Raw genomic sequence first — 22,666 nt, forward strand, 5'->3', positions numbered from 1 at the left:
GCCTCCTTGCCGTCGCGGTGGCCGGAGGTCCATGTGGAGGCCGGCGAACCTCACCGGCATCCACGAGTCCGCGAGGGCGGTCGTGTGACCGTCATTCCGATACGGGCGGGTCGCCGACGCACTAGGCTGGGGCCGCGGTGACACGCTTGTTCACGGTGAGTGTGCGCGATGGAGTGGCGAGATGAGCCCGGATTATCCGTTCGACGAGGCCGCGACGGCCCGGGCGGTCATCGACGCCGACGGCACCCTCGTGGAATGGAACGCCGGCGCCGAGCGGCTGCTGGGCCACCGCGCCGCCGAGGTGCTGGGGCGGCCCGCCGACGACCTGCTGGCCGACGAGGACAAGGGCAGACGTCCCGCTCCGGAGGGCGACCGCTGGGACGGCGTCCTCACCCTGCGTCGCCGTGACGGCGGCACACTGCCCGTATGGCTGCTCGCGCACCGGGTGCATGCGCGGGACGACGGCCCGCACCGCTGGCTCGTGGTCACGCCGGTCGAGCAGGACGGTCGGCGCCTGCCCGACGATCCGCTGGACGACGTCGGACTGCTCGACTCGCCCTGCGCCATCGCGATCTACGACGACCGGCTCCGGCTGCGCAGGATCAACTCCGTCATGTCGGAGATCCTCATGCTGGCCGAGGAGAACATCCGCGGGCTGCGAGCGCCCGAACTGAGCGGCCGTCCGCAGGCCCACGACGTCGAACGACAGCTTCTGCGCGTCCTCACGACCGGACGCGGCACCGACGTACGGACGTACGTCCCGGTCGGCGGCGACCGGACGCACGCCTGGCTGGCCCGCCTCGCGCCGGTCGTCGACGGCAAGGGGCGGGTGCGCGGGGTGGCCGTCGCCGCCCACGACTTCACCGAGCAGTACGTGGCCCAGGAACGGCTGCAACTGGTGAACGAGGCGAGCGTGAGCATCGGCACCACCCTCGACGTCACCCGCACGGCCCAGGAGCTGGCGGACATCTGTGTGCCCGCGCTCGCCGACTTCGTCAGCGTCGACCTTCTGGACCCGCAGGAAGACGGCGGCGAACTGCCCTCCGAGCGACTCACCGCGCCGGTCGCCCTGCGCCGGACCGCCGACCGCTCCGTCAACGCGGGCAGCCCGGAAGCGGTGGCCCGGCCGGGGCAGCTCGATGTGTATCCCGCCCTCTCGCCCCAGGCAGACGCCCTGCTCGCGGGCCACACCATCGTGGCCTCGACGTCGACCGGGGACCTGGAGGACTGGCTGGCCTGGGATCCGGCCCGCGCCGAGCGGATCAAGGAGTACGGCATCCACACCACCATGTCGGTGCCGATCCAGGCCCGTGGCACCACCCTCGGGGTCGCCGTGCTCACCCGGTTCAAGAACCCCGAGCCGTTCACACCCGACGACGTCCTGCTGGCCGAGGAGATCACGGCCCGCGCGGCCGTCTGCATCGACAACGCCCGCCGCTACTCCCGAGAGCGCGAGACCGCCCTGGCCCTGCAGCGCAGCCTGCTGCCCCGATCCCTGCCGCGCACCGCCGCCGTCGAAGCGGCCTCCCGGTATCTGCCGGCGGCGCGGTCCGGGGTGGGCGGCGACTGGTTCGACGTGATCCCGCTGTCCGGGCTGCGGGTCGCGATGGTGGTCGGGGACGTCGTCGGCCACGGCGTCCAGGCCTCGGCCACCATGGGCCGGCTGCGCACCGCGGTACGCACCCTGGCCGACATCGACCTCGCCCCCGACGAACTGCTCACCCACCTCGACGACCTCGTCGTACGGCTGTCCGAGGAGACGGGCAACGGCGGCAGCCCCGGCGAGGTCGGCGCCACCTGTCTGTACGCGGTGTACGACCCGGTCTCCCGGCGCTGCACGATGGCCCGGGCGGGCCACCCCTCGCCGGTCATGGTGCCGCCCGGTGGCCGGGCGCGGGAGATCGAGTTGCCGGCCGGTCCGCCGCTCGGCCTGGGCGGGCTGCCGTTCGAGTCCGCCGAGATCGAGATGCGCGAGGGCACGGTGCTCTCCTTCTACACCGACGGCCTGATCGAGAGCCGCGAGCGCGACGTCGACGCCAGCCACGCGCTCCTGTGCGACGCGCTGTCGGCCGCCGCCGACTCCCTGGACGAGACCTGCGACCACGTGCTGCACGCCCTGCTCCCGTCGGGCGGCGCCGCCGACGACGTGGCGCTGCTGCTGGCCCGCACCCAGGGGCTGCCCGCCGCCCGGGTGGCGACCTGGGACATCCCGGCGGACCCGGCGCTCGTCGCACCCATCCGCAAGCAGGTCCTGGAGCAACTCGGCACCTGGAGCCTGAGCGAGGCGTCCTTCACCGCGGAGCTCGTGGTCAGTGAGCTGGTGACCAACGCCATCCGGTACGGCACCCACCCCATCCGGCTCCGGCTGATCCACGACACGGCCACACTGATCTGCGAGGTGTCGGACACCAGCCACACCGCTCCGCATCTGCGCCGCGCCAAGGTCTTCGACGAGGGCGGCCGTGGACTGCTGCTGGTCGCTCAGCTGACCCAGCGCTGGGGCAGCCGGCACACGACGGAGGGCAAGACGATCTGGGCGGAGATCGGCCTGCTCGGCGAGGTGTGACGCCGCCCGGCCGTACGGATCCTCCCCGGGCCCGGCACACCCATGACCGTCGCGCCGGCCCCGGACGCGCCGCGTGAGGCGGGGTGAGGGCGACGGGCTCGTGGACGTCGGCTGCGGGTCCGGCGGCGCGGCCGACGGTGTCGGGGTCGGGCTCGGCTACCGGGCGGGCTTCGGGGTGGAGGGCGGCGTGGCGGTCGCCCTCTCGGCCTCCGCCTCCGAGGCCCAGGTGACCGCCTCCATCTGGAGCTTCGTCCTCGACGTGTCGATGACCCAGTGCTGGGCGTCACCGTCGTCGTCGCGGGCCTTGAGGACCAGAGCGCCCGAGCCGTCGGTGGCGGCGGGAGTGAGGGCCAGGTCCTGGTCGAAGCGCGGCACCAGCATGCCCTGGAGCGTGAAGTCGTAGCGGACGTCGTCGGCCACCGACTCCGAGGCGCCCGTGCAGGGGGCCAGGCGGACCGAGTAGCCGAGGTGGGAGTCGAGGCACAGATCGGGGTTCGCGGCGCTGCGCAGCAGGCCGTCGGTCTCGTACGCCCACTGCTGACCGGGGGCCGAGGAGCAGGCGGCCAGTGCGGTCTCCGCTCCCTCGACGACCTTGCCGCCGACGACGCCGACGCACATCCCGGACCCGATGTTGTGCAGCCGGCCGCGCAGATCGCCCTTGGCGGCCTCGGCGGCTCCGGCCCAGGACGGGTTGCCGGTGGTGGTGCCGCCGGAGTCGGGCGCGTCGGAAGGGCGGTCCTGCGCGGCCGGGGCGGAGTCGTCGCCCGAGTCGAGGGACGACCAGACGACGAGCGGGAGGACGACAAGGGCGCTGACGGTCGCGACCGCGGCCGTGAGGTTGCGGCGCCGGGCCGCACGGCGGGCGGCCTTCAGGGCCGCGCGGCCCGAGTAGGCGCGGGCGCCGGAGCGGGGCGCGGCGTCGCCGGGGCGGGGCTCGCCGGAGGGGGACGGGGTCGCGGCGCCGGTGCGCGGGGCGGGGCGCCGGCCGGCCTTACGAGCCCGCCGGGGGCCCATCGGCGTGGGTGCAAAGGCCCCGGCGCCGGCACGAAGCGCACCGGACCTGCCGGGCATCCCGGCGGCGGGGTCGCCCGTCGCTCCCACGGGCTCGCCCGGAGAGGGGAGGGGCGCGGCCACGGAGCCGGGGCGTTCTCCCGCGAGGGCCTCGCCCCACGGGGCACCTGCCACGGGGCGGCCGGGGGCGGCTTCGGGAGGGCCGGGGGTCTTCGCCTCGGGCGCGCCGTTGGCTCCGTCGCAGAAGAAGGACTCGCCCGCTATCGCCGCGGCCGGCTCCGGCGCGGGCTCCGTCGGCTCGTCGAGCCGGCTCGCTCTCGCCTCCACGTAGGCGCCCGCGCCCCAGCCGAGCACCGCCTCGGCCAGGGCGGGACCGAGCCCGGTGTTGAAGACGTGCAGTTGCTCGGCGGTCTCGCTGCAGTGCCCGCATCGGTTCAGGTGCTCGCGCAGGTCGGGGTCGACGTCGATGCCGCCGCGCCGGTAGGTCACGTCCAGCATCCGCAGGTACCGCCGGCACTCCTGCTCGGGGGCGAGCTCCCGGTGGACCTGGAGGCACTCCTCGCGCAGCCGGTCTCGGGCCCGGCCCAGGTCGACACGGGCGGACTCCTCGTCCAGGCCGAGGAGTGCGGCCGGTACGGCCGTCGGCTCCGACTCCACCTCGGTGTGCCACAGCAGACAGCGGGCCGACTGGGGAAGCCGTACGAAGGCCTCGGACAGCAGCCGGCGGTTCATCGGCGGCAGCAGACGGGCTGCGGCGCGCTCCGGATGGTTCGCGTCGGACCGCAGTTCGGGGTGGAGCATTTCCTGTCTGTGGTCGGTGTCCCACTCGGTCGCGATACGGCCCACGGTGACGAGCAGTTGGGGACGCCACGCGGCACTCGGTCCGGTGTGCCGCAGAGTCTCGCCGAAAAGCCGGGTGAACGCCGCGGTGGTGAGCATCCCCGCGGACCGGGCGTCCACGGTGCACAACCGCGCATAGGCGACGCCCGCTTCCCAGTGCCGGTCGAGGAGTTCACCGACGGGGTGAAGCGCTGGTGTCGCCCCTGTCCACCGCTTGAGCTCGGTGCTCAGTTGAGCGTCCGTCACTTCGAGGTGACGGGCGTCGCGAGGGGAATTCGACAGGCCAGCGTCGTGCACGGTGGCATTCCTCCGGAGGGCATGCGGCATTGAAGGTCCATACCAATGAGTATGCTCCGGGCGCGCCTGGCGAAGCGCGGGAAGTGCGGGAGCGAAGCACACCTTTGCACAGGTCAGGGGCAGGGAACAAGGGACTCCGGATTATTGTGCATTGCCCGCACGACCGTCACTGTTTGACGAATGGTCAATAGCGGGCGCCCGCCCATTGCCGCCAATCCCCGCGGGCAATCGAAAATGGCTTTCCCTCATTCGCCATGAACACGAGTGCAAACCATTGGGACACCGCACTGCCGCTTTTTCTCCTGGTCATCGGGCCACGCACGCCTTCACCGCACCTTCACAAGTCATCCTCCAACCATTGAACCGTGAACCGGTACGCGCCGGGCGGTGTCCCGTACCGCTCGCGGAACACCCGGTTGAAGTGGAACGGGCTCGCGAACCCGGAGGCCGCGGCCACGCGTTCCACGGACAGGTCGGTGCTCTCCAGCAGCCGGGCGGCATGGCGCAGACGCGCCTCGCGCAACGCGCGCATCGGTGACTGACCGAGCTGCTGCGTGAAGAGATGGGCGAACCGGGAGGGCGAGAGCGCGACGTGCGCGGCGAGGGAGCGCACCGTGTGCGCTGCGGCCGGGTCGGCGTCGATCAGCGCCTGGGCCCGGCGGATCCGGGAGTCCGCGCCGGGGCCGTGCGGCGTCGTGCGCGCGGCACCCGCCGTGAGCAGGACGATCTCCTCCAGGGCGCACAGGGCGAGTTCGCGGGCCGCGGCGCCGTGGGCCACGGCGACGGCCTCGGCACCCGGCGCCGGGACGGGCGGCGGCGCCTGCGACCCCGTCCAGCGGGCGTCGGCGAGCATCCGGCGGAACGCCGTCTCGACACGTCCGTGCACCGCGTCCGGCGTCGCGGACACGACGTACAGCCCGGCGCCGGTGCCGTACGGGCGCAGCCAGGACCGCCAGGAGGGCCGGGCCTGGCAGTGCACCCACCAGAACTCCCAGTGGTCGGCGCCCGGTTCGACGCCGTAGCCGTGCGGGACGTCCGGCGCGAGCACCACCAGGTCCCCCGAGCCGGCTCCCGTCTCGGCGTCCCCGTGCCGCAGCCGGCCGCGGCCTGCGGTCGTCCAGGTGAACAGCCAGCTGTCCGCGCCGCGCGGACGGTCGACCCGGTACCCGAGCGGCTGGTCGTACCGCCCGACCACCACGAGGCCCGGCGGCGGGGCGGGGACGCCGGGCGCGGCAGTCCCGGGCAATCCGTCAGCGCTCACGGTCATCCTCCCGGGATCCGGATCGGCCTAGCGTGGCGGGCGAGGCCACCTGACCGAGGAGTGGACGCATGACAGCCATGGACATCGGCGCCGCCGGCGCCCCCATCCTGACCGAGGCCGGGCTCCGTCAGTTCCACGAGGACGGCTTCACGGTCACGCGCGGGCTGTTCCGGCCCCACGAGATCGACCGGCTGTGCGCACGGTTCGCCGCGCTGCACGCGGCCGGGCCGGTGCCCGGGCACTTCGAGCCCGACCCGTCGGACGACGACCCGCTGTGCGTGTACCCGAGAGTGATGCACCCGCACGAGATCGACGAACTGTCGCTGCGGGTGCTGCTCGACCCCCGACTGCGTGCCGTGCTGGAGGCGTTGCTCGGGGAGGAGGTGCTGGCCGCGCAGAGCATGTTCTACTTCAAGCCGCCGGGGTCCCGCGGGCAGGCACTGCACCAGGACAACTTCTATCTCCGGGTCGAGCCGGGCACCTGTGTGGCCGCGTGGATCGCCTGTGATGTGATCGACCGGGACAACGGCGGTCTGGAAGTCGTCCCCGGTACCCATGCCATGGACCTGTTCTGCCCTCGGACGGCGGACGCGGAGGTGTCCTTCGCGCGGGAGTACGTGCCGCCGCCGCCCGGCCTGACGGCCGTGCCCGTCGACATGGCCCCGGGTGACGTGCTGTTCTTCAACGGCAGCCTGGTGCACGGCTCCCAGCCGAACCGTTCGGCCGACCGCTTCCGCCGTTCCTTCATCGGCCACTACGTGGGCCGGTCCGCCGAGCGCATCGGCCGCTACTACCGCACCCGGACGATGAACGGCGACCCCGTCGCGCTGCCCGAGAGCGAGGGCGCGGGCCCGTGCGGCACGGAATTCGCACCGCACGGTCCGCACTGAGCATGCCGGACGGTCAGTGACCGATGACCGGATGCGGCACGTAGGGCTGTTGGAGCTCCTCCAACTCCTTCTCGCTGAGCGCGAGTTCGACCGCCGCCACCGCGTCCTCGATGTGGTGCGGCCGGGCGGCGCCGACGATCGGGGCCGCCACCGTGTCCTGGTGCAGGAGCCAGGCGAGGGCGATCCGGGCGCGTGGGACACCCCGTTCGTCCGCCACGCGGGCGACGGCCTCGACGACGGTGCGGTCACCGTCGACGTACAGACGGCTGCCGAAGTCGTCGACCGCGCTGCGCCCGGTGACCGTACCCCAGTCCCGGGTGAGCCGTCCGCGGGCCAGCGGGCTCCAGGGGAGCACGCCGACGCCCTGATCCGCGCAGAGCGGCAGCATCTCGCGCTCCTCCTCGCGGTAGAGGAGGTTGTAGTGGTTCTGCATCGAGACGAACCTGGTCCAGCCGTGCCGCTCGGCCGTGTACTGCATCTTGGAGAACTGCCACGCGTACATCGAACTCGCCCCGAGGTAGCGGACCTTGCCCGCCTTGACCAGGTCGTGGAGTGCCTCCATCGTCTCCTCCACCGGCGTGTGCGGGTCGAAGCGGTGGATCTGGTAGAGATCGACGTAGTCGGTGCCGAGGCGGGCGAGGCTGTGGTCGATCTCCGCCATGATCGCCTTGCGGGAGAGTCCGGCACCGTTGGGTCCGGGACGCATCCGGCCGTTCACCTTCGTCGCCAGCACGATCTCGTCCCGGCGGGCGAAGTCGCGCAGCGCCCTGCCGACGATCTCCTCGCTGGTGCCGTCGGAGTAGACGTTGGCGGTGTCGAAGAAGTTGATGCCGGCGTCCAGCGCCTGCCTGATCAGCGGCCTCGACGCCGCCTCGTCGAGGGTCCACTCGTGCACGCCGCGGTCGGGCAGCCCGTAGGTCATGCAGCCCAGACAGATCCGCGACACGTCCAGGCCCGTCGAACCGAGCTTCACGTACTGCATCGTTGCTGCTCCTGTCTTCGGGTTGGCCATCACGGGGAGCGTACGCGGCGTCTTCAGCCCACTACGAAAGGTCGGCATCCCGGTCGACCCGGCCGAGGGCGCCGACAAGGTGACGTTCGGCAACGCGAGCGCCTGGGCGCCGAGCATCGGCCGGATCGAACTGGGCCGAGTCATCGGCTGACCGCGGCCCGCCGCGCCCCGGGGCGAGGGGCCCCGGGTCGCCCGTGTCACCCCAGCAGGTCCAGCGCCCGCTCCCACCCGAAGTCCGGGCGCTCGCCGCCCTCCCCGGCCTCGCCGGTGTACGGCTCCCCGAAGCGCACTCCCATCCCCCTGAGCCGTATCAGGCTCTCCTGGTACGCCGGATGGGCGGCCAGGGCGTCGGCGACGCAGGGCAGGGCCGCGATGGGGACGCCGAGGCCGTACGCCTCGCTCAGGGTCCCCAGAGCCAGCGTGTCGGCGATACCGGCGGCCCACTTGTTGACGGTGTTGAAGGTGGCCGGTGCCACGACGACGGCGTCGGGCGGGGGGAAGGGACGCGGGTCGGCGGGCGTACGCCATGCGGACCGCACCGGACGGCCGGTCAGGGCCTCGACGGCGGCGGTGTCGAGGAAGCCGTTCGTCGCGACCGGCGTCGCGATGACGCCGACCTCCCAGTCCCGCTGCTGCGCGGCGGTGATCAGCGTGCCGACGTCCGCGGCGATGCCGGCGGCGCAGACGACGACGTAGAGGAAGGGTTTCGGGGCCTGTGGGGTCACTCGGGAACCCTACTCAACGCGCCTGGGGGCCAGGTCGTGTCCGCACAGTCCCGCCGTCCGCGCGGGGCTGTGCGGCTTTTGCGGACTATGCGGACACGGCCTGGCGCACCGGGAAGACCGACCCGCGCTCGTTCTCGGGCCGTGGACCGTGGATGCGGCGCTGCCCCTCCTCGATCGGCACGTCGTTGATGCTCGCCTCGCGTCGGGTCATGAGGCCGTGGCCGTCGAACTCCCACAACTCGTTGCCGTACGAGCGCCACCACCGGCCGTCGGTGTCCTGGCACTCGTACTGGAAGCGGACCGCGATGCGGTTGCCGTCGAAGGCCCACAGGTCCTTGCGCAGCGCGTACTCCCGCTCCCGCGCCCACTTCGCGGTGAGGAAGGCGACGATCTCGGCGCGACCGGTGAGGAAGGTGTCGCGGTTGCGCCACACCGAGTCCTCCGAGTAGGCGAGCGCCACCCTGTGCGGGTCCCGGGTGTTCCAGGCGTCCTCGGCGGCCTGCACCTTCTGTGCGGCGCTCTCACGGGTGAACGGCGGCAGGGGCGGGCGGGCGGTCATACGTCCTCCAAGGCCGGGGCGCACCGGGCGCCGCATGTGGAGAACGTTCGTTCTCCATCTGGCTGCTACCGTAGGAGAACGCACGTTCTCTGGTCAAGGAGTGGGTCGTTCATGGACAGCGCAACCGCCCGGGAGCACGCACTGGACGCCGCGGAGAGACTGTTCTACGGGCGGGGCATCCAGTCCGTCGGCATGGATGACATCCGGGGCGCGTCCGGGGTCTCGCTCAAGCGGCTCTACCAGCTCTTCCCGGCGAAGGAACAGCTCGTCGAGGCGTACCTGGAGCGACGTGACGTGCGCTGGCGCGAGCTCCTCGCCGCCCATGTGGAGCGGCACGCGGACCCCGAGCGGCGGATCCTGGCCGTGTACGACTGGCTGGAGGAGTGGTTCGGGCAGGAGGGCTTCCGCGGGTGCGCCTGGATCAACTCGTACGGCGAGCTGGGGGCGCGGTCCGAGCGGGTGGCGGACCAGGTCCGGGCGCACAAGCGGGCGTTCCGCGACTACCTCGCCTCCTTGGTGGCCGCGGCGGGGCTGCCCGAGGCCCTCGCCGGGCCGCTGTACCTGCTGGCCGAGGGCGCCATGGTCACGGCGGGCATCACCGGCGGTACGCGACCGGCCGCCGAGGCCCGGGAGGCGGCGAGGTCTTTGGTGGCGGCGCGCTGAGGCGGGCCCGACCTCGGGGTGCGGGCCCGCCACGGCCGTGGCCGCCTGGCGCTGGGCCCGGCGTCAACTCCCCGTTTCCGACACGGTGATGGCGCTGACCGGGCATGCCCGGGCGGCCTCCCGGACCATCGGGTCACCGCCGCCGTCCTCCATGCCGGGCAGCAGGGTGCTGAAGCCGTCGTCGTCCTGTGTGAAGACGGCCGGGGCGGCGAGGGCGCACTGGCCGGCGCCCACACAGAGGTCGTGGTCGATGTCGATGTGCAGGTCGCGCGTTTCGCGCGTTCCGTCTGATTCATGCGTTTCGTTGTGCATGACCGGAGCCTCTTACCAGGCCACGGGGAGTTCCAGCATCCCCTGGATCGTGTCGCCGGGTTTGAAGGGGATTTCCTCCGCAGGGACGGCCAGGCGCAGGGTCGGCAGCCGGTCGAGGAGGGAGCGCAGGGCTATCTCCATCTCGGCCCGGGCCAGGTTCTGACCGAGGCACTGGTGGATGCCGAACCCGAAGCCGAGGTGGTGACGGGCCGGCCGGTGCCAGTCCAGGGCGTCGGGGTCCGGGTAGACGGCCTCGTCGCGGTTGACCACCGAGGTGGAGAAGATCACGCCGTCGCCGGCCCGGATGGTCTCGCCGGCCGCCTCGATGTCCTCCATGGCGACCCTCAGCAGACCGTCGGCGATCGACAGCAGGCGCATCAGCTCCTCCACGGCGGCGGGCATCAGCCCCGGGTCGGCGCGCAACTCGGCCATCCGGTCGGGGTGCTGCAGGAGGGTGAAGGTGCCGAGGGAGATCATGTTGGCGGTCGTCTCGTGGCCGGCGACCAGCAGGATGATCGCGATCGCGATGAGCTCCTCGCGGTCCAGCTCGCCGTCCCGCAGCTGCTGGTGCACGAGTTCGTCGAGGACACCGTCGCCGGGCTCCCGCTGCCGCTGCTTGCGGTCGATCAGCTCCTCGAAGTACGCCTCCATGCGCTCGCGCGCGTCCAGGGAGTCGGCGGCCGTCGGGCCGCGCAGCAGCCGGCGGGACTGATCCTCGAAGAACTCGTGGTCCGTGTAGGGGACGCCGAGCAGGGCGCAGATCACCATCGAGGGCACCGGCAGGGCGAAGGCGCTCACCAGTTCGGCCGGAGGCCCCTGGGCGATCATCGCGTCGAGCCGTTCGTCCACGACCTGCTGGATCCGCGGGCGCAGTGCGGCCGCTCGCTTGAGACTGAAGCTGGGGATCATCATCCGCCGCTGGACGCGGTGTTCGGGGTCGTCGACGCCCAGCAGCGCGGTCCTGCGGCGGCGGACCTCCGCGAAGCGCGCGACGGGCGACGGGAAGTCGGGGCGCCGGGGGTCCGAGGACAGCCGCTGGTCGGCCAGCAGGGTGCGGGCGAGGGCGTGACCGGTGACCATCCAGACGAGGCGGCCGTCGTAGAGCTTCACGCGGGTGAGCGGGCGCGCGTCGCGCAGGGGGGCGTAGGCGGTGGGCGGGTGGTAGGGGCAGCTACGGCTCGCGGGGAAGGCGACGGGGTGCGATTCCGTCCCGCCCGCCCCCTCTGCCATGACCGTCATATCCGTCGTGTCTGTCACGGAAGACCTCGCAGACGAAGGGTGGTCGTGCCGATCTTCATTAGATGCCCGAGGCACCTAGAGGGCCACGACAAGTTCGGCCAGATCGAGCGCACCGGCAATCTGGCCGAAGATCGTCGCACCGGCATCCGCTCACCTGGACGGCGCAACGGACGCTCCGGGAAAACCGCTTGTCGCAGGGCAGCCGCTCCCCGCAGAATCCGGCCATGCCTACGACCATCGCCTTCCTGCCGCTGACCGCCGCCCCCCTGCCGGCGCGGTACCAGCAGCAGCCCGGCGTCCCCCGGAGGCCCACGCTCCGCACGTCGTGACCGCCGCACTCGTCGCGGGCCTGCTCGCCGGGTACGGCATCGCCGTCCCGGTCGGCGCGGTCGCGACCTACCTCGTCTCCCTCACCGCCCGCACCTCCCTGCGGACCGGGATCTGCGCCGCGCTCGGCGTCGCGACGGCGGACGGGCTCTACGCCCTCGTGGCCGCCCTGGGAGGCTCGGCCCTCGCCCCCGCGCTGCGCCCGGTCCTGATGCCGCTGCGCTGGGCGTCCGCCCTGGTCCTTGCCGTACTCGCGGTGAGGGGCGCCGTCGTCGCCGTACGCCACTACCGCGACCACCGGCTCGCCGCCCCGCGCTCGGCACCCCCTCCCCCGAGCCCGGCGCGGGCCTACCTGGCGCTGCTCGGCATCACCGTGCTCAACCCGACCACCGTCGTCTACTTCACGGCGCTCGTCCTCGGCACCCGGGCGACGGACCCGGTGTCGCCGCTGGAACAGGGCGTGTTCGTGCTGGCGGCGTTCGCCGCGTCGGCGAGCTGGCAACTGCTGCTCGCCGGCGGCGGGGCCTTGCTGGGGCGGGTACTGACGGGGCATCGGGGGCGGCTGCTGACGGCGCTGGTGTCGAGCGGCGTGATCCTTGCGCTGGCCGTGCGGATGCTCGGGTAGCCGCACCTGCGTCCGGGGGCCCGCAGGATGAATCCCACGCGCCCCGGTGTTGAGGATCGACGTCAGCCGACAGATCACGACGACGGGACCGACGACATGCCTCTCGACGGCGAGTACGCGCCCAGCCCGACCAAGTGGGTGCGCGACCAGGTGGAGCTGTACGAGAGCTCCGGCGGCACCAGGGGGACGACCATGCAGGGAATGCCGGTCGTCCTGCTCACCACCCGGGGGGCCAGGAGCGGCAAGATCCGCAAGACGCCGCTGATGCGCGTCGAGCACGAGGGCCGCTACGCCGCGGTGGCCTCGCTCGGCGGGGCACCCGAGCACCCGGTCTGGTACCACAACGTCAAGGCCGAACCGCTCGTGGAACTGCAGGACGGGCCGGTGAAGCGGGACATGAGGGCCCGCGAGGTCACCGGTGCGGAGAAGGCGCGGTGGTGGGAGCGTGCCGTCGCGGCGTACCCGGCGTACGCCGACTACCAGAAGAAGACCGACCGGGTGATCCCGGTCTTCGTGCTGGAGCCGCTCGACCAGGACTGAGCGGCCCGGCAACACGTGCTGCACCGGTTTCCCGGAATTTTTTCCCTCAGGGCGCATGAACCCGCGTTCGTCGGGCACACGTGCGTCAGGCCCCGCCGCGCTCCCCCGTCGCGGCGGGGCTTCCTTGTGCCTCGCAGGCGGAGCGTTCGGTCACGTCGAGGAAGATCTGGTCCGCCTCGGCGACGGTACGGGCTATGGACCGCTTGATCCGCACGGCGACCTCCTCGACCTGTTCGCTGTCGAGGCCGGGCACCAGGTCGACGCGGGCGGCCACCAGAGCCGTCTCCAGGCCGGTCTGCATCGTGAAGAGCGCCTCCACGCTGTCGATCTCGGGCTGTGCCTGGAGCAGGGCACGGATCCGGGCGGCGGCCTCCGGGTCGGCGGCCTGCCCGATCAGCTGGTCACGGGCGTCACGCCCGAGCCGGTAGGCGACGTACACCAGCAGCGCGCCGATCGCGAGGGAGGCGGACGCCTCCCACACGACCTGCCCGGTGACCATGTGCAGCGCCATGCCGGCGAGGGCCAGGGTCACGCCCAGCACCGCCGTGCCGTCCTCGGCGACCACCGTGCGCAGGGCCGGGTCGCGCAGTCCGTCGCCCAAGCCGCCCTGCCGGCGCACCTGGTGCAGGGCGCGCAGCAGTGACACTCCCTCGGCCACCAGGGCGACACCGAGGACGATCATGCCCGCCACATAGCCGCCGAACGACTCCTCCGCTCCCCCGTGCAGGGCCTCCACGCCCTGGTAGAAGGAGAAGCAGCCGCCCATCACGAAGATGCCGACGGCCGCGAGCAACGACCAGAAGAAGCGTTCCTTGCCGTAGCCGAAGGGGTGGCGGCTGTCGGCGGGGCGTCGGCTGCGGCGCAGCGCGGCCAGGAGGAAGACCTCGTTCAGGCTGTCCGCCACGGAGTGGGCCGCCTCGGACAGCAGGGCGGGCGAGTGGGCGAGGAGGCCGCCGATGGTCTTGGCGATCGCGATGACGAGGTTGGCCACGAGGGCCACCAGCACGGTCACTCGGGTCCTGCGATCCGTCTTCGGTTCCTTGGGCGTGTCGGTCATTCCACGCTGATTGCCCCGGCCGATCGGGCTCACACCCGTGCCGTCGGCGTAAATCGGGGGACCCGTCGGTACAGCGGGGGCCCGGAAAGACGGGGAACCCGGCTACGGCAGAGGGCGTACGTCAGAGAGGAGTCCGATCATGAGCGGCGGGGGCAACACCGCGTACGGGCGGACATCGTTCCAGCGGTCGAAGGCCCACTTCACCGACCGGATCACCGCGGACGGCCGGGACGGCTGGCCCGTGGAGGCGGGCCGCTACCGGCTGGTGGTCAGCCGTGCCTGCCCGTGGGCGAGCCGGGCGGTGATCTCGCGTCGGCTGCTCGGGCTGGAGGACGCCCTGCCGATGGCGATCGCCGACCCGATCCAGGACGACCGCAGCTGGCGGTTCTCCCTCGACCCGGGTGGACGCGACCCGGTCCTCGGCATCCGCTTCCTCAGCGAGGCCTACGACAAGCGTGAAAGCGACTATCCGGGCGGCGTCAGCGTGCCCGCGATCGTGGACGTGCCGAGCGGGCGGCTGGTGACCAACGACTACCAGCGGATCACGCTCGACCTCGCCACCGAGTGGACGGCCCTGCACCGCGAGGGGGCGCCCGATCTCTACCCGCCGGCGCTGCGCGACGAGATCGACGCCGTGACGGCCGACGTCTACGAGGACGTCAACAACGGTGTGTACCGGGCGGGCTTCGCCACCGGCCAGGAGGAGTACGAGGGGGCGTGCACACGGCTCTTCCGGCGGCTGGAACTCCTGTCCGAGCGGCTGGCCGGCCGGCGATACCTGGTCGGTGAGACGATCACGGAGGCGGACATCCGGCTGTTCACCACACTGGTGCGTTTCGACGCCGTCTATCACGGTCACTTCAAGTGCAATCGCTGGAAGCTGACGGAGAACCAGGTCCTGTGGGCGTACGCGCGCGATCTCTACCAGACGCCCGGATTCGGTGACACCGTCGACTTCGACCACATCAAACGGCACTACTACCAGGTGCACAGCGGCATCAACCCGACCGGCATCGTGCCCCTCGGGCCGGATCTGTCGGGCTGGCTGACACCGCATCGTCGTGAGGAGCTGGGTGGCAGGCCGTTCGGTGACGGCACGCCACCCGGGCCGGTTCCCGGGTCCGAGCGGGTCCCGGAACAGGGACGGCCCTGAGCATGAAGGAGGCACAGACACACATGGCCAAGAAGAAGATGACACTCCCGCTCGCCTACAAGCCCGTGGGGTTCGCACTGGGCTGGGCGAGCGGGGCGCTGGCGGGGCTCGCCTTCCGCAAGACGTGGATGGCGATCCGGCACGAGGAGGACGCCCCCGACGCCCTGGACCGCGACCGCGGCTGGGGGGAGATCCTGCTGGCGGCCGCGGTCCAGGGGGCCCTCTTCGCGATGGCCCGCAGCCTCGCGGACCGCACGGGTGCGAAGGCCATCGAACGCTCGACGGGGGTGTGGCCGGTCAGCGAGAAGGGCGGACGGGACTGAGGAGCGCTCCTCGCCGGACCGGCCGGACGGGCCTCAGCCCTGCTTCGGTGCCGTGGCCGCGATGCGGCGCAGGGTGAAGGAGTGGCCGGCCGGGTCGGCGTACCCGCGTTCCTCGTACGGGCCCGGCGCCTCCTTCGCCTCCAGCGGACGGCCGCCGAGCCCGACGATCCTGCGCTCGGCCTCGTCCAGGTCGTCCACCACGAAGTCCAGATGGGCCTGGAGGGAGTTCTCGGGGCGCGGCCAGCTCGGCGGAGTGGCGTTCATGTCGCGGCGGAACGCCATCCGGGTTCCGTCCGCACCCCTGATCTCGACGAGGTTGGCGCTCGCGTCGGTCTGCTCGCCTTCCAGCAGTTCCGTGTAGAACACGGCGAGCTTCTCGGGCTCGGCACAGTCGAGCACCACGAAGCCCGCTTTCACCAATGGCATGGCTCCTCCGGAGTGTCCTGGGCGCGGCACGGTCCTGCCCCGCGCCCTGTTCCCTCCGGGTGTCCCGGCCAGGCCGTTTCAGTCCGCCACCAGCCACCGCCCGTTCCTCATCAGTTCCCGCCCGTCCAGTTCGTCGGCCTCCCGCCAGGCCTGCACCCGAAGCGGCCGGACCCGGAAGTACAGGTAGCGCGTGGTCAGCCGACGTGGGTCGAAGCCGGTCTTCGCCGCGAAGAGGTCACCCTCCTCCGGGTCCAGCTCCGCCAGGGGGATCGTGTCGACCGTGCCCTCGATCATGACGACGTCCCTGGTCGGCCCGATACCCAGGCGGGTTCTGCCGGTCGCTGCCAGGTTCCGGCCGGTCGGGCCGGCCGCGGGCGTGGCCAGCAGCAGCGTCGAGCCGTCCCAGCGGAAGGAGAGCGGGACGAGGTACGGCACTCCCCCTCCGGCGTCGGCCGTGGCGACCCACACGTCCTCGTCGTGCTCCAGACGGTGCAGGGTGTCCTGCTTGCGCTGCTCGGCAGTGCGCGGGGGCGGCGGGGTCATCGGTGAACGGCCTCCTTGTGAGACGGATCTGACGGGGTGTCCATAGTGGCCGGCGGGTTGACGGGCCCGGAACGGAGTTCGGTGAGCCGGGCCGCCGCGGCTCGCAGCAGCAGGTCCAGGACAGCCGGGTAGGAGCTGTGCCGCATCTCCGCCACGAGGTGCCGGGCGGTGGCGGCGATGTGCGGGTGGGTGCCGGCCGGCAGCCGGGCGTACGTCGCCCGCCAGACGGCCGTCTCCGCTGTCCGCGCGGCCTCGGGCATCGCCGCGCTCGCCGAGTCGAGGGCGCCGTGCGCGAGGGCCTGGTCGACGAACGCGTGGTAGATCCGCACCGCCTCGCCGTCGGGGAACCCGGCACCGCGCAGCACGCCGAGGATGGTCTCGACGGCCTGGATCTCGTACGCCCGCCCGGTCACCCGGCACGAGCTGAGCACCGCCGCACGGGGGTGGGCGAGGGCACCGGCGTGCATGCGCAGGCCGAGGTCGCGCAGATCGGCCTGCCAGTCGCCGGAGGGGCGCCAGGTGCGCAGGGTACGGCCGATGAGTTCGTCGGCGATGGCGAGCATCAGGTCGTCGGTGTGCCGGAAGTACCGGTACAGGGAGCTGGGGTCGGCGCCGAGGGCGCGGCCGAGGCGGCGCACCGAGAGGGCGTCGGCACCGTGCTCCTCGATGAGCCTGAGGGCCGTCTCGACGATCAGCTCCTCGGACAGGACGACGCCCTGCTTGGTGGGGCGCCTGCGACGGCGGGCGCCGGGCGGGACGACGCGCTCGGTCATGGACTGCCTCCCTGTCGGCGGTGCCCGCACCTTATGACAACACCGTTGACCTGTTAAGCCCCCCGGCAGTTTCATGTCCGCTCATCGGGGCCGCCCAGGCCCCCGGTGCGAGCGGAGACCGCCATGCCCGGCAAGCACGACAGAGTCGACCCACCCGCGCAGCCCGCGCTGCGCAGGTCCCTCGGTGTCCTGGACGGCGTCGCCATCGCCGCTTCCAGCACGGCCGCGACCACCAGCATCGGTATCGGGCTCGGCGTCACGGCCGGTGTGGTCGGCCTGCATCTGCCGGCGATCATGCTGCTGGCGTTCCTGCCGGTCCTCGGCATCGCGGGCGCCTACGCGCGGCTCAACCGCGTCGAGCCGAACGCGGGCAACGGCTATGTGTGGGTGGGCCGTTCACTCACCCCGTGGCTGGGCTTCATGGTCGGCTGGGTGAACATCGTGGCCGTGGTGGCGTTCCTCGCCTACACCACTGCGGTCACCGGATCGGCGCTGATCCAGCTGGCGGGCGACGCCGGAGTGCGCCGGCTGGGCGGCCTCGCCCTGGATGCGGGTTCGACCGCGCAGACCACGGCGGTCGGTGTCCTGGTCCTGATCGCCGTCACGCTGACCGCCGTGACCGGCATCCGCACCGCCGCGCGGCTCCAGGCGGGACTGCTGGTCTTCGAGTACGTCGTCCTGCTGGGCTTTTGCGGATACGGCATCGTCACCGGCCCGCACGACTTCAGCCTTAGCTGGTTCGACCCGTTCGCCATCCCGTCGGCCACGGCGCTGGCGCAGGGGCTGCTGCTGTCGGTGTTCTGCTACTGGGGGTTCGAGTCGGCGTTCAGCGTCAACGAGGAGGTGCGTGACCCGCGCGACGCCTCCCGGGCCGGCCTCACCACCCTGTTCACCATGCTGGCCCTCTTCCTGCTCGGTTCGGTCGCCTTCCAACGGGTGCTGTCCGAGGAGGAGCTGGTCGGTCACGGCGCCGAGGGCCTGGCCTTCTTCGGCGAGCGGCTGGCGTCCCAGCCGTGGGCTGCGCTCCCCCTGATCGCCCTGATGTTCTCGGCGGTGGCCTCGCTGCAGGCCGGGGTGATCCCGACGGCACGGGCGATGTTCGCGATGAGCCGGGACCGTACGCTCGGGCCGGTGTGGTCCAAGGTCAGCCCCCGGTACGGGACTCCGGCCGCCGGCACGGTGCTCATCGGCGCGCTGGCGGCGACGGTCGCGGCACTCGCGCTGGTCATCCCGCGGCTCGCCGACATGATCATGGCGACGGTGAGCGCCGTCGGCATCGTGGTGGCCCTGTCGTACGCGCTCACCGCCCTCGCGGCCGCCGTGCGCTTCCGTTCGCTCCTGCGTGAGGACTGGCGGCAGGGCGTACGGGCGGTGGTGCTGCCGGTGCTCAGCGCGGCGGCCCTCCTCGGCCTCGGCGGCTACCTCGGCTGGTCCTTCTACACCTCCGCCGACCACTTCGAGGTCAGCGCCGACAACGGCTGGTTCCTGCTGGCCACCCCCCTGGCGATGATCGTGTCGGGCTTCGTGGCCGCCGCGTGGGCCAGGTGGGTGCGCAGGTCGCCGTACTTCCGCACCGGCAAGGGCACCGACGCCGACGCGCCGCAGCTCCTCGCCACCTCCCGATGACCCCGACCAGGAAACGGAACATGCACGCAGATCTGCTCTTCACCGGCGGTCCCGTCCTCACCCCCGAGGGCCGCACCGCGACCGCCGTGGCCGTCACCGGCGACCGCATCACGGCCGTGGGGCGCGAGGAGGTGCACGATCTCGCCGGGCCACGGACCGAGGTGGTGGATCTCGCCGGGCGGCTGCTGCTGCCCGGCTTCCAGGACGCGCATGTGCATCCGGTGCCGGCCGGACTGGAGCTCACCCAGTGCGATCTGACGGAGGCGAAGACGGCCGGCGAAACCGTCGCCGCGGTGCGCGCGTACGCCGACGCGCACCCCGAGCGGGAGTGGATCACCGGTGGCGGCTGGTCGATGGATGCCTTCGAGGGCGGTACGCCGACGAGGGATCTGCTGGACGCGGTGGTGCCCGACCGGCCGGTGTATCTGCCCAACCGCGACCATCACGGCGCCTGGGTCAACAGCCGTGCCCTCGCACTCGCCGGCATCACGCGCCACACGCCCGACCCGGCTGACGGGCGGATCGACCGGGACGCCTCCGGTGAGCCGAGCGGCACCTTGCAGGAGGGGGCGATGCAGCTGGTGGGACGGCTCACCCCGGCCGCCACTCCGGCCGACCGGGTGGCGGCCCTGCTGCACGCCCAGCGGCATCTGCACGCGCTCGGGATCACCGCCTGGCAGGACGCGCTGGTCGGGTCGTTCCTCGGTATGGACGACCCCTCGGAGGCGTATCTGGCGGCCGCACGGGACGGCTCGCTCACCGCGCGTGTCGTCGGCGCGCTGTGGTGGGACCGCGAGCGCGGAGCCGAGCAGATACCCGAACTGGTCGAGCGGCGTCAGGCGTTGAGCCATGGCCGGTTCCGCGCGGGCAGCGTCAAGCTGATGCTGGACGGCATCGCCGAGACCGGCACCGCGGCGCTGCTGGACCCCTACCTCGACAGGTGCGGGTGTGCCACGGCCAACCGGGGCACGGCCTTCATCGACGCCGAGCAACTTCCCACGTACGTCACCGCGTTGGATGCGCTCGGCTTCCAGTGCCACTTCCACGCGCTGGGCGACCGGGCGGTACGCGACGCGCTGGACGCGATCGAGGCGGCGCGTGCCGCCAACGGGCCGAGCGACACGCGGCCCCACCTGGCGCATCTCCAGGTCGTCCATCCCGTCGACGTGCCGCGTTTCGCCCGGCTCGGGGCGGTCGCGAACATCCAGCCACTGTGGGCCGCGCACGAACCGCAGATGGACGAGCTGACCATCCCCTTCCTGGGTCCCGAACGTGCCGCGTGGCAGTACCCGTTCGGCGCGCTGCTGCGCTCCGGCGCCCGGCTCGCGGCGGGCAGCGACTGGCCGGTGAGCAGCCCCGATCCGCTGCACGGCATCCATGTGGCGGTCAACCGGGTGGCGCCGGGCGCGAGCGACACGCCGGTGTTCCTGCCCGGCGAACGGATCGGACTCGCCGAGGCGTTGAGCGCCTACACGTCCGGGGCGGCCCATGTGAACCACCTCGACGACACGGGCGAGGTCCGGGTCGGAGCGCTGGCGGACCTCGTGGTCCTGGACCGCGATCCGTTCGACGGGCCGGTCGAGGCGATCGCGGAGACCCGTGTAGCTATCACTTACGTCGGGGGCGCGCGAGTATACGCAGCTCACGGTGGCTGAGCAGTAACGGAGATCACGGTCCGGTTACGCGTAGATCATTTACGCTCTGGGCAGCCTGGTACCGCTTGTCGCTTCAACTTTCGTATGACGAAATCCAGTTCGAGCGCGCGGGTGGTCACGGTGACCGCCCGCGCGCAGAGGCGGGGGGACTCTGCGCTGCCGTCTCCCGAGAGGAAACGCATGCCGCAGGACGTCCGGTTCGATCTCCCTTCGACGAGGGCGGGCCGTTCGGGGGTGACCGCCGGCGGTGTCGCGGACGCGTCTGCCGTCGGCGAGCGGCTCGCCGCGTTCGAGAACCGAGCGGGTACAGCGCGGTTCGTCCTCCGAGCGGCACTGGGGCGACCCGCTCCCCTTTCCCGGCATCGACCGGCCGACGACCACGGCCGCTCGATTCCGTTGCCAGGACCACAGCTTGAAGGGAGACCGGTGTGAAATCTCGAGTCCTAGGCGGTGGTCCGAGGACGTCCGCCGAGAGCTCGCCCCCGACGCGGCCGGGCGCCGGGCTCCGGCCGGAGGAGGCGGGGAACGCACTGGCCCGCCTTTTCGCGAAACACATCAGCGGGTGCACGGATGAGTACCGAGATGGCGAGAACGCCGCTCAGAAGCGGCTGGGGGCACTCGGATCCCCCCGCTCCAGCACCACGCTGCGTGTGGAGGGAGCCCTCCGGTCGGCGCCACGCGCGTTCCTCCCGCCCGACGAGGAGGGCCACGCCAGGTTGAGGCGGCTCGACGCCAGCCTGCGCGTGATCGAAGCGGCCTTCCCTCAAGTCAGCACCGACATCGAGGTCTGCCGACTGACGTGCGCGATGCTGGAAGGGGCCTGGAGGAGCCGGGCGCTCACGCCGCCGCGCGACGAGGAGCGGACAGCCGGCTGCTCCTGCTCTCTGTGCCGCCGGCTGCCCACGTCCCCCGCACGCACGCCGGCCGACTACGGTTGGCGACAGAGCGCCGGTCGCCCCCTCACCGTCAAGACCTGGCCGTACCACCGGGAACTCGACAGCGTCCTGACCGGTGGATGGGTCCTGGCCCGGCAGTTGAACGACTGCGAACGAGACCTCGGCTACCGCCACCGCTTCGAGGACGACATCCTGCTCTTCCACGAATACAAACGCGTGATCGACACCATAGACACCACGCACCTCACCCAACTCATAGAAGGCCGCCTGGCCGAGAGTTTCAGCACCAACACCGCACGGGCCCTGGTCTGCGGGCTCTACGCGGCCCACAAGCGATCCGCGGACGAGTACTGGCTGCAACAGCACCACGCGGGCAGCGTCGTACTCCCCCAGACGAACCCGCTCAGTCAGAGCACCTACTCACTCCTGCAGATGATGGACTGCCTGTTCTGGCACGTCTCCCCCGACACCGAGCTCTGGCAGGAGGAACACCTCGCCTCCCTGCTGCTGTGCCGCGTCGTCGACGACATGGTCGACGTACGGGCCGACGCCCTCACCGGCGAGATCAGCAACTTCTGGCTCGCCGACATGCCCACCCACACCAAGACGCTCTACGCCGCCTGCGCCATCGCCCTCGTCAAGTACGGCTGCATGCCCGAGGCGCACACCCGGATGTGGAACACCTGGCTGATGCCCAGCACCATCACCTGGTTGGGGCTCACGGGCCGCCACGGCCTGTGGTTCGACGGCATCACCGCGGGCCTCCCCCCGGCCCAGGAGTGCCCGCTGTGCGACCTGCAGCCCAACGCCTGCACCGGTATCCTCACCCACGGCGCCACCCTCACCATCGCCCCGCGGCCCACCGCACCGGCTCTGAGCGCCCGGACCGCCGAGCTGTCCGCACGCTGCCGGGCCCGGTCCCCCGAGGCATGGCCTCTGTTCGACGCCGAGCTCCGTGCCTTCGAGGCACTGCACGGCCCCTGGCACGGCGACACCGACAGCACATGGGAGATCCTGAGCCGCACGTACATCGCCGCCGTGGAGGCATCCGGCGCCGAAGCGTCCACGGCTCGCGCTCGGGAGATCCAAGAGGACTCCGGCGTGGTCGGATCCGAGTTCTTCCATGCCCTGAACGTGCCTCGGACCGGGAGGGAGGACACCGCGCTGCTCGCCTACATGTTCGGCTGCGCCCACCCGCATTTCCTCTGGAACGCCATGGGACACCGTCCCGCGGACGTCGCAGGCGACTGGCTCGACGGCTGACGCCTCGGTTCTGTTCCGGACATCCGGTGGACGCCGGTGGGAACGTCCTTCCCCCGGCGTCGGGCCGATGCCGCGGCCCCGCTC

22 protein-coding genes are annotated in these 22,666 nt (G+C 72.0%); 11 read left to right on the plus strand and 11 right to left on the minus strand.

Features of this window, described 5'->3' with window-relative positions; translation table 11 throughout:
- The first annotated feature begins 181 nt into the window (after window positions 1–181).
- Entirely contained in the window at window positions 182–2,566 is a 2,385-nt protein-coding gene (locus ACWCPI_RS08060; RefSeq protein WP_451037297.1) for a SpoIIE family protein phosphatase, read from the plus strand.
- 156 nt (window positions 2,567–2,722) lie between these two features.
- Here the strand turns inward: ACWCPI_RS08060 and ACWCPI_RS08065 are convergent, their stop codons facing one another.
- Together ACWCPI_RS08065 and ACWCPI_RS08070 are read right to left on the minus strand one after the other, a co-directional pair.
- A complete protein-coding gene (locus ACWCPI_RS08065) occupies window positions 2,723–4,714 on the minus strand; it encodes a ricin-type beta-trefoil lectin domain protein (RefSeq protein WP_451037298.1) in 1,992 nt (663 codons plus the stop codon).
- 337 nt (window positions 4,715–5,051) lie between these two features.
- Window positions 5,052–5,981, minus strand: a complete 930-nt coding sequence (locus ACWCPI_RS08070) for a helix-turn-helix domain-containing protein (protein ID WP_451037299.1) — start codon at window positions 5,979–5,981, stop codon at window positions 5,052–5,054.
- 62 nt (window positions 5,982–6,043) lie between these two features.
- On the opposite strand from ACWCPI_RS08070, the gene ACWCPI_RS08075 reads away from it, so the two are divergent.
- The gene (locus ACWCPI_RS08075; protein ID WP_451037300.1) at window positions 6,044–6,865 is read left to right on the plus strand and encodes a phytanoyl-CoA dioxygenase family protein; all 822 of its coding nucleotides are present in this window, start codon (window positions 6,044–6,046) and stop codon (window positions 6,863–6,865) included.
- Window positions 6,866–6,878: 13 nt separating this feature from the next.
- On the opposite strand, the gene ACWCPI_RS08080 is transcribed toward ACWCPI_RS08075, so the two are convergent.
- Window positions 6,879–7,847, minus strand: a complete 969-nt coding sequence (locus tag ACWCPI_RS08080) for an aldo/keto reductase (RefSeq protein WP_451037301.1) — start codon at window positions 7,845–7,847, stop codon at window positions 6,879–6,881.
- A gap of 22 nt (window positions 7,848–7,869) precedes the next feature.
- Between ACWCPI_RS08080 and ACWCPI_RS08085 the strand changes: the two genes are divergently transcribed.
- The gene (locus ACWCPI_RS08085) at window positions 7,870–8,028 is read left to right on the plus strand and encodes a hypothetical protein (protein ID WP_451037302.1); all 159 of its coding nucleotides are present in this window, start codon (window positions 7,870–7,872) and stop codon (window positions 8,026–8,028) included.
- A gap of 46 nt (window positions 8,029–8,074) precedes the next feature.
- Here ACWCPI_RS08085 and ACWCPI_RS08090 read toward each other — a convergent pair whose 3' ends face one another.
- Both ACWCPI_RS08090 and ACWCPI_RS08095 read right to left on the minus strand, forming a co-directional pair.
- Window positions 8,075–8,602: a flavoprotein gene (locus tag ACWCPI_RS08090; protein WP_451037303.1), complete on the minus strand. Its 528-nt coding sequence runs from the start codon at window positions 8,600–8,602 to the stop codon at window positions 8,075–8,077.
- 85 nt (window positions 8,603–8,687) lie between these two features.
- The gene (locus tag ACWCPI_RS08095; protein WP_451037304.1) at window positions 8,688–9,161 is read right to left on the minus strand and encodes a nuclear transport factor 2 family protein; all 474 of its coding nucleotides are present in this window, start codon (window positions 9,159–9,161) and stop codon (window positions 8,688–8,690) included.
- Between the two features lie 111 nt (window positions 9,162–9,272).
- Here ACWCPI_RS08095 and ACWCPI_RS08100 point away from each other — a divergent pair, with 111 nt between their 5' ends.
- Window positions 9,273–9,824 (plus strand): TetR/AcrR family transcriptional regulator, encoded by a 552-nt coding sequence (locus tag ACWCPI_RS08100; protein ID WP_451037305.1) that lies wholly within the window; start codon window positions 9,273–9,275, stop codon window positions 9,822–9,824.
- Between the two features lie 63 nt (window positions 9,825–9,887).
- Here the strand turns inward: ACWCPI_RS08100 and ACWCPI_RS08105 are convergent, their stop codons facing one another.
- Together ACWCPI_RS08105 and ACWCPI_RS08110 are read right to left on the minus strand one after the other, a co-directional pair.
- Complete coding sequence (locus tag ACWCPI_RS08105; RefSeq protein WP_451037306.1) at window positions 9,888–10,136, minus strand: ferredoxin; 249 nt, start codon at window positions 10,134–10,136, stop codon at window positions 9,888–9,890.
- A 12-nt stretch (window positions 10,137–10,148) separates the two neighbouring features.
- Window positions 10,149–11,375, minus strand: a complete 1,227-nt coding sequence (locus tag ACWCPI_RS08110) for a cytochrome P450 (RefSeq protein WP_451037307.1) — start codon at window positions 11,373–11,375, stop codon at window positions 10,149–10,151.
- Window positions 11,376–11,700: 325 nt separating this feature from the next.
- On the opposite strand from ACWCPI_RS08110, the gene ACWCPI_RS08115 reads away from it, so the two are divergent.
- Window positions 11,701–12,327 carry a LysE family transporter gene (locus tag ACWCPI_RS08115; RefSeq protein WP_451037308.1) on the plus strand — a complete coding sequence of 209 codons (627 nt, stop codon included), beginning with the start codon at window positions 11,701–11,703 and terminating at the stop codon, window positions 12,325–12,327.
- Between the two features lie 96 nt (window positions 12,328–12,423).
- Entirely contained in the window at window positions 12,424–12,867 is a 444-nt protein-coding gene (locus ACWCPI_RS08120) for a nitroreductase family deazaflavin-dependent oxidoreductase (protein WP_451037309.1), read from the plus strand.
- 85 nt (window positions 12,868–12,952) lie between these two features.
- Here ACWCPI_RS08120 and ACWCPI_RS08125 read toward each other — a convergent pair whose 3' ends face one another.
- A complete protein-coding gene (locus ACWCPI_RS08125; RefSeq protein ID WP_451037310.1) occupies window positions 12,953–13,924 on the minus strand; it encodes a cation diffusion facilitator family transporter in 972 nt (323 codons plus the stop codon).
- 139 nt (window positions 13,925–14,063) lie between these two features.
- Here ACWCPI_RS08125 and ACWCPI_RS08130 point away from each other — a divergent pair, with 139 nt between their 5' ends.
- Both ACWCPI_RS08130 and ACWCPI_RS08135 read left to right on the plus strand, forming a co-directional pair.
- Window positions 14,064–15,077, plus strand: coding sequence for a glutathione S-transferase family protein (locus ACWCPI_RS08130; RefSeq protein WP_451037311.1), 1,014 nt, complete (start codon window positions 14,064–14,066; stop codon window positions 15,075–15,077).
- A 23-nt stretch (window positions 15,078–15,100) separates the two neighbouring features.
- Entirely contained in the window at window positions 15,101–15,400 is a 300-nt protein-coding gene (locus tag ACWCPI_RS08135; RefSeq protein ID WP_388805248.1) for a DUF4235 domain-containing protein, read from the plus strand.
- Between the two features lie 33 nt (window positions 15,401–15,433).
- Here ACWCPI_RS08135 and ACWCPI_RS08140 read toward each other — a convergent pair whose 3' ends face one another.
- From ACWCPI_RS08140 to ACWCPI_RS08150, 3 genes are all read right to left on the minus strand, one after another.
- Entirely contained in the window at window positions 15,434–15,826 is a 393-nt protein-coding gene (locus ACWCPI_RS08140) for a VOC family protein (protein ID WP_451037312.1), read from the minus strand.
- Window positions 15,827–15,904: 78 nt separating this feature from the next.
- Entirely contained in the window at window positions 15,905–16,369 is a 465-nt protein-coding gene (locus ACWCPI_RS08145; protein ID WP_451037313.1) for a pyridoxamine 5'-phosphate oxidase family protein, read from the minus strand.
- Complete coding sequence (locus ACWCPI_RS08150) at window positions 16,366–17,142, minus strand: TetR/AcrR family transcriptional regulator (RefSeq protein ID WP_451037314.1); 777 nt, start codon at window positions 17,140–17,142, stop codon at window positions 16,366–16,368. The genes ACWCPI_RS08145 and ACWCPI_RS08150 overlap by 4 nt, the downstream gene beginning before the upstream one ends.
- 123 nt (window positions 17,143–17,265) lie before the next feature.
- Between ACWCPI_RS08150 and ACWCPI_RS08155 the strand changes: the two genes are divergently transcribed.
- The 3 genes from ACWCPI_RS08155 (at window position 17,266) to ACWCPI_RS08165 (ending at window position 22,582) form a co-directional block, all read left to right on the plus strand.
- Window positions 17,266–18,768, plus strand: coding sequence for an APC family permease (locus ACWCPI_RS08155; protein ID WP_451037315.1), 1,503 nt, complete (start codon window positions 17,266–17,268; stop codon window positions 18,766–18,768).
- A 20-nt stretch (window positions 18,769–18,788) separates the two neighbouring features.
- The gene (locus ACWCPI_RS08160; protein ID WP_451037316.1) at window positions 18,789–20,423 is read left to right on the plus strand and encodes an amidohydrolase; all 1,635 of its coding nucleotides are present in this window, start codon (window positions 18,789–18,791) and stop codon (window positions 20,421–20,423) included.
- Window positions 20,424–21,073: 650 nt separating this feature from the next.
- Window positions 21,074–22,582 carry a hypothetical protein gene (locus tag ACWCPI_RS08165; protein ID WP_451037317.1) on the plus strand — a complete coding sequence of 503 codons (1,509 nt, stop codon included), beginning with the start codon at window positions 21,074–21,076 and terminating at the stop codon, window positions 22,580–22,582.
- Window positions 22,583–22,666: the final 84 nt, after the last annotated feature.

This window comes from Streptomyces sp. NPDC001920, from assembly GCF_053594495.1.

What these genes read in the sequence shown, in the direction of transcription:
- ACWCPI_RS08060 (WP_451037297.1), top strand. Translation starts at nt 182, where the DNA reads ATGAGCCCGGATTATCCGTTCGACGAGGCCGCGACGGCCCGGGCGGTC.
- ACWCPI_RS08105 (WP_451037306.1), bottom strand. Translation starts at nt 10,136, where the DNA reads ATGCACAACGAAACGCATGAATCAGACGGAACGCGCGAAACGCGCGAC.
- ACWCPI_RS08080 (WP_451037301.1), bottom strand. Translation starts at nt 7,847, where the DNA reads ATGCAGTACGTGAAGCTCGGTTCGACGGGCCTGGACGTGTCGCGGATC.
- ACWCPI_RS08140 (WP_451037312.1), bottom strand. Translation starts at nt 15,826, where the DNA reads ATGCCATTGGTGAAAGCGGGCTTCGTGGTGCTCGACTGTGCCGAGCCC.
- ACWCPI_RS08110 (WP_451037307.1), bottom strand. Translation starts at nt 11,375, where the DNA reads ATGACGGTCATGGCAGAGGGGGCGGGCGGGACGGAATCGCACCCCGTC.
- ACWCPI_RS08120 (WP_451037309.1), top strand. Translation starts at nt 12,424, where the DNA reads ATGCCTCTCGACGGCGAGTACGCGCCCAGCCCGACCAAGTGGGTGCGC.
- ACWCPI_RS08125 (WP_451037310.1), bottom strand. Translation starts at nt 13,924, where the DNA reads ATGACCGACACGCCCAAGGAACCGAAGACGGATCGCAGGACCCGAGTG.
- ACWCPI_RS08135 (WP_388805248.1), top strand. Translation starts at nt 15,101, where the DNA reads ATGGCCAAGAAGAAGATGACACTCCCGCTCGCCTACAAGCCCGTGGGG.
- ACWCPI_RS08130 (WP_451037311.1), top strand. Translation starts at nt 14,064, where the DNA reads ATGAGCGGCGGGGGCAACACCGCGTACGGGCGGACATCGTTCCAGCGG.
- ACWCPI_RS08160 (WP_451037316.1), top strand. Translation starts at nt 18,789, where the DNA reads ATGCACGCAGATCTGCTCTTCACCGGCGGTCCCGTCCTCACCCCCGAG.
- ACWCPI_RS08155 (WP_451037315.1), top strand. Translation starts at nt 17,266, where the DNA reads ATGCCCGGCAAGCACGACAGAGTCGACCCACCCGCGCAGCCCGCGCTG.
- ACWCPI_RS08075 (WP_451037300.1), top strand. Translation starts at nt 6,044, where the DNA reads ATGACAGCCATGGACATCGGCGCCGCCGGCGCCCCCATCCTGACCGAG.
- ACWCPI_RS08070 (WP_451037299.1), bottom strand. Translation starts at nt 5,981, where the DNA reads ATGACCGTGAGCGCTGACGGATTGCCCGGGACTGCCGCGCCCGGCGTC.
- ACWCPI_RS08095 (WP_451037304.1), bottom strand. Translation starts at nt 9,161, where the DNA reads ATGACCGCCCGCCCGCCCCTGCCGCCGTTCACCCGTGAGAGCGCCGCA.
- ACWCPI_RS08100 (WP_451037305.1), top strand. Translation starts at nt 9,273, where the DNA reads ATGGACAGCGCAACCGCCCGGGAGCACGCACTGGACGCCGCGGAGAGA.
- ACWCPI_RS08145 (WP_451037313.1), bottom strand. Translation starts at nt 16,369, where the DNA reads ATGACCCCGCCGCCCCCGCGCACTGCCGAGCAGCGCAAGCAGGACACC.
- ACWCPI_RS08150 (WP_451037314.1), bottom strand. Translation starts at nt 17,142, where the DNA reads ATGACCGAGCGCGTCGTCCCGCCCGGCGCCCGCCGTCGCAGGCGCCCC.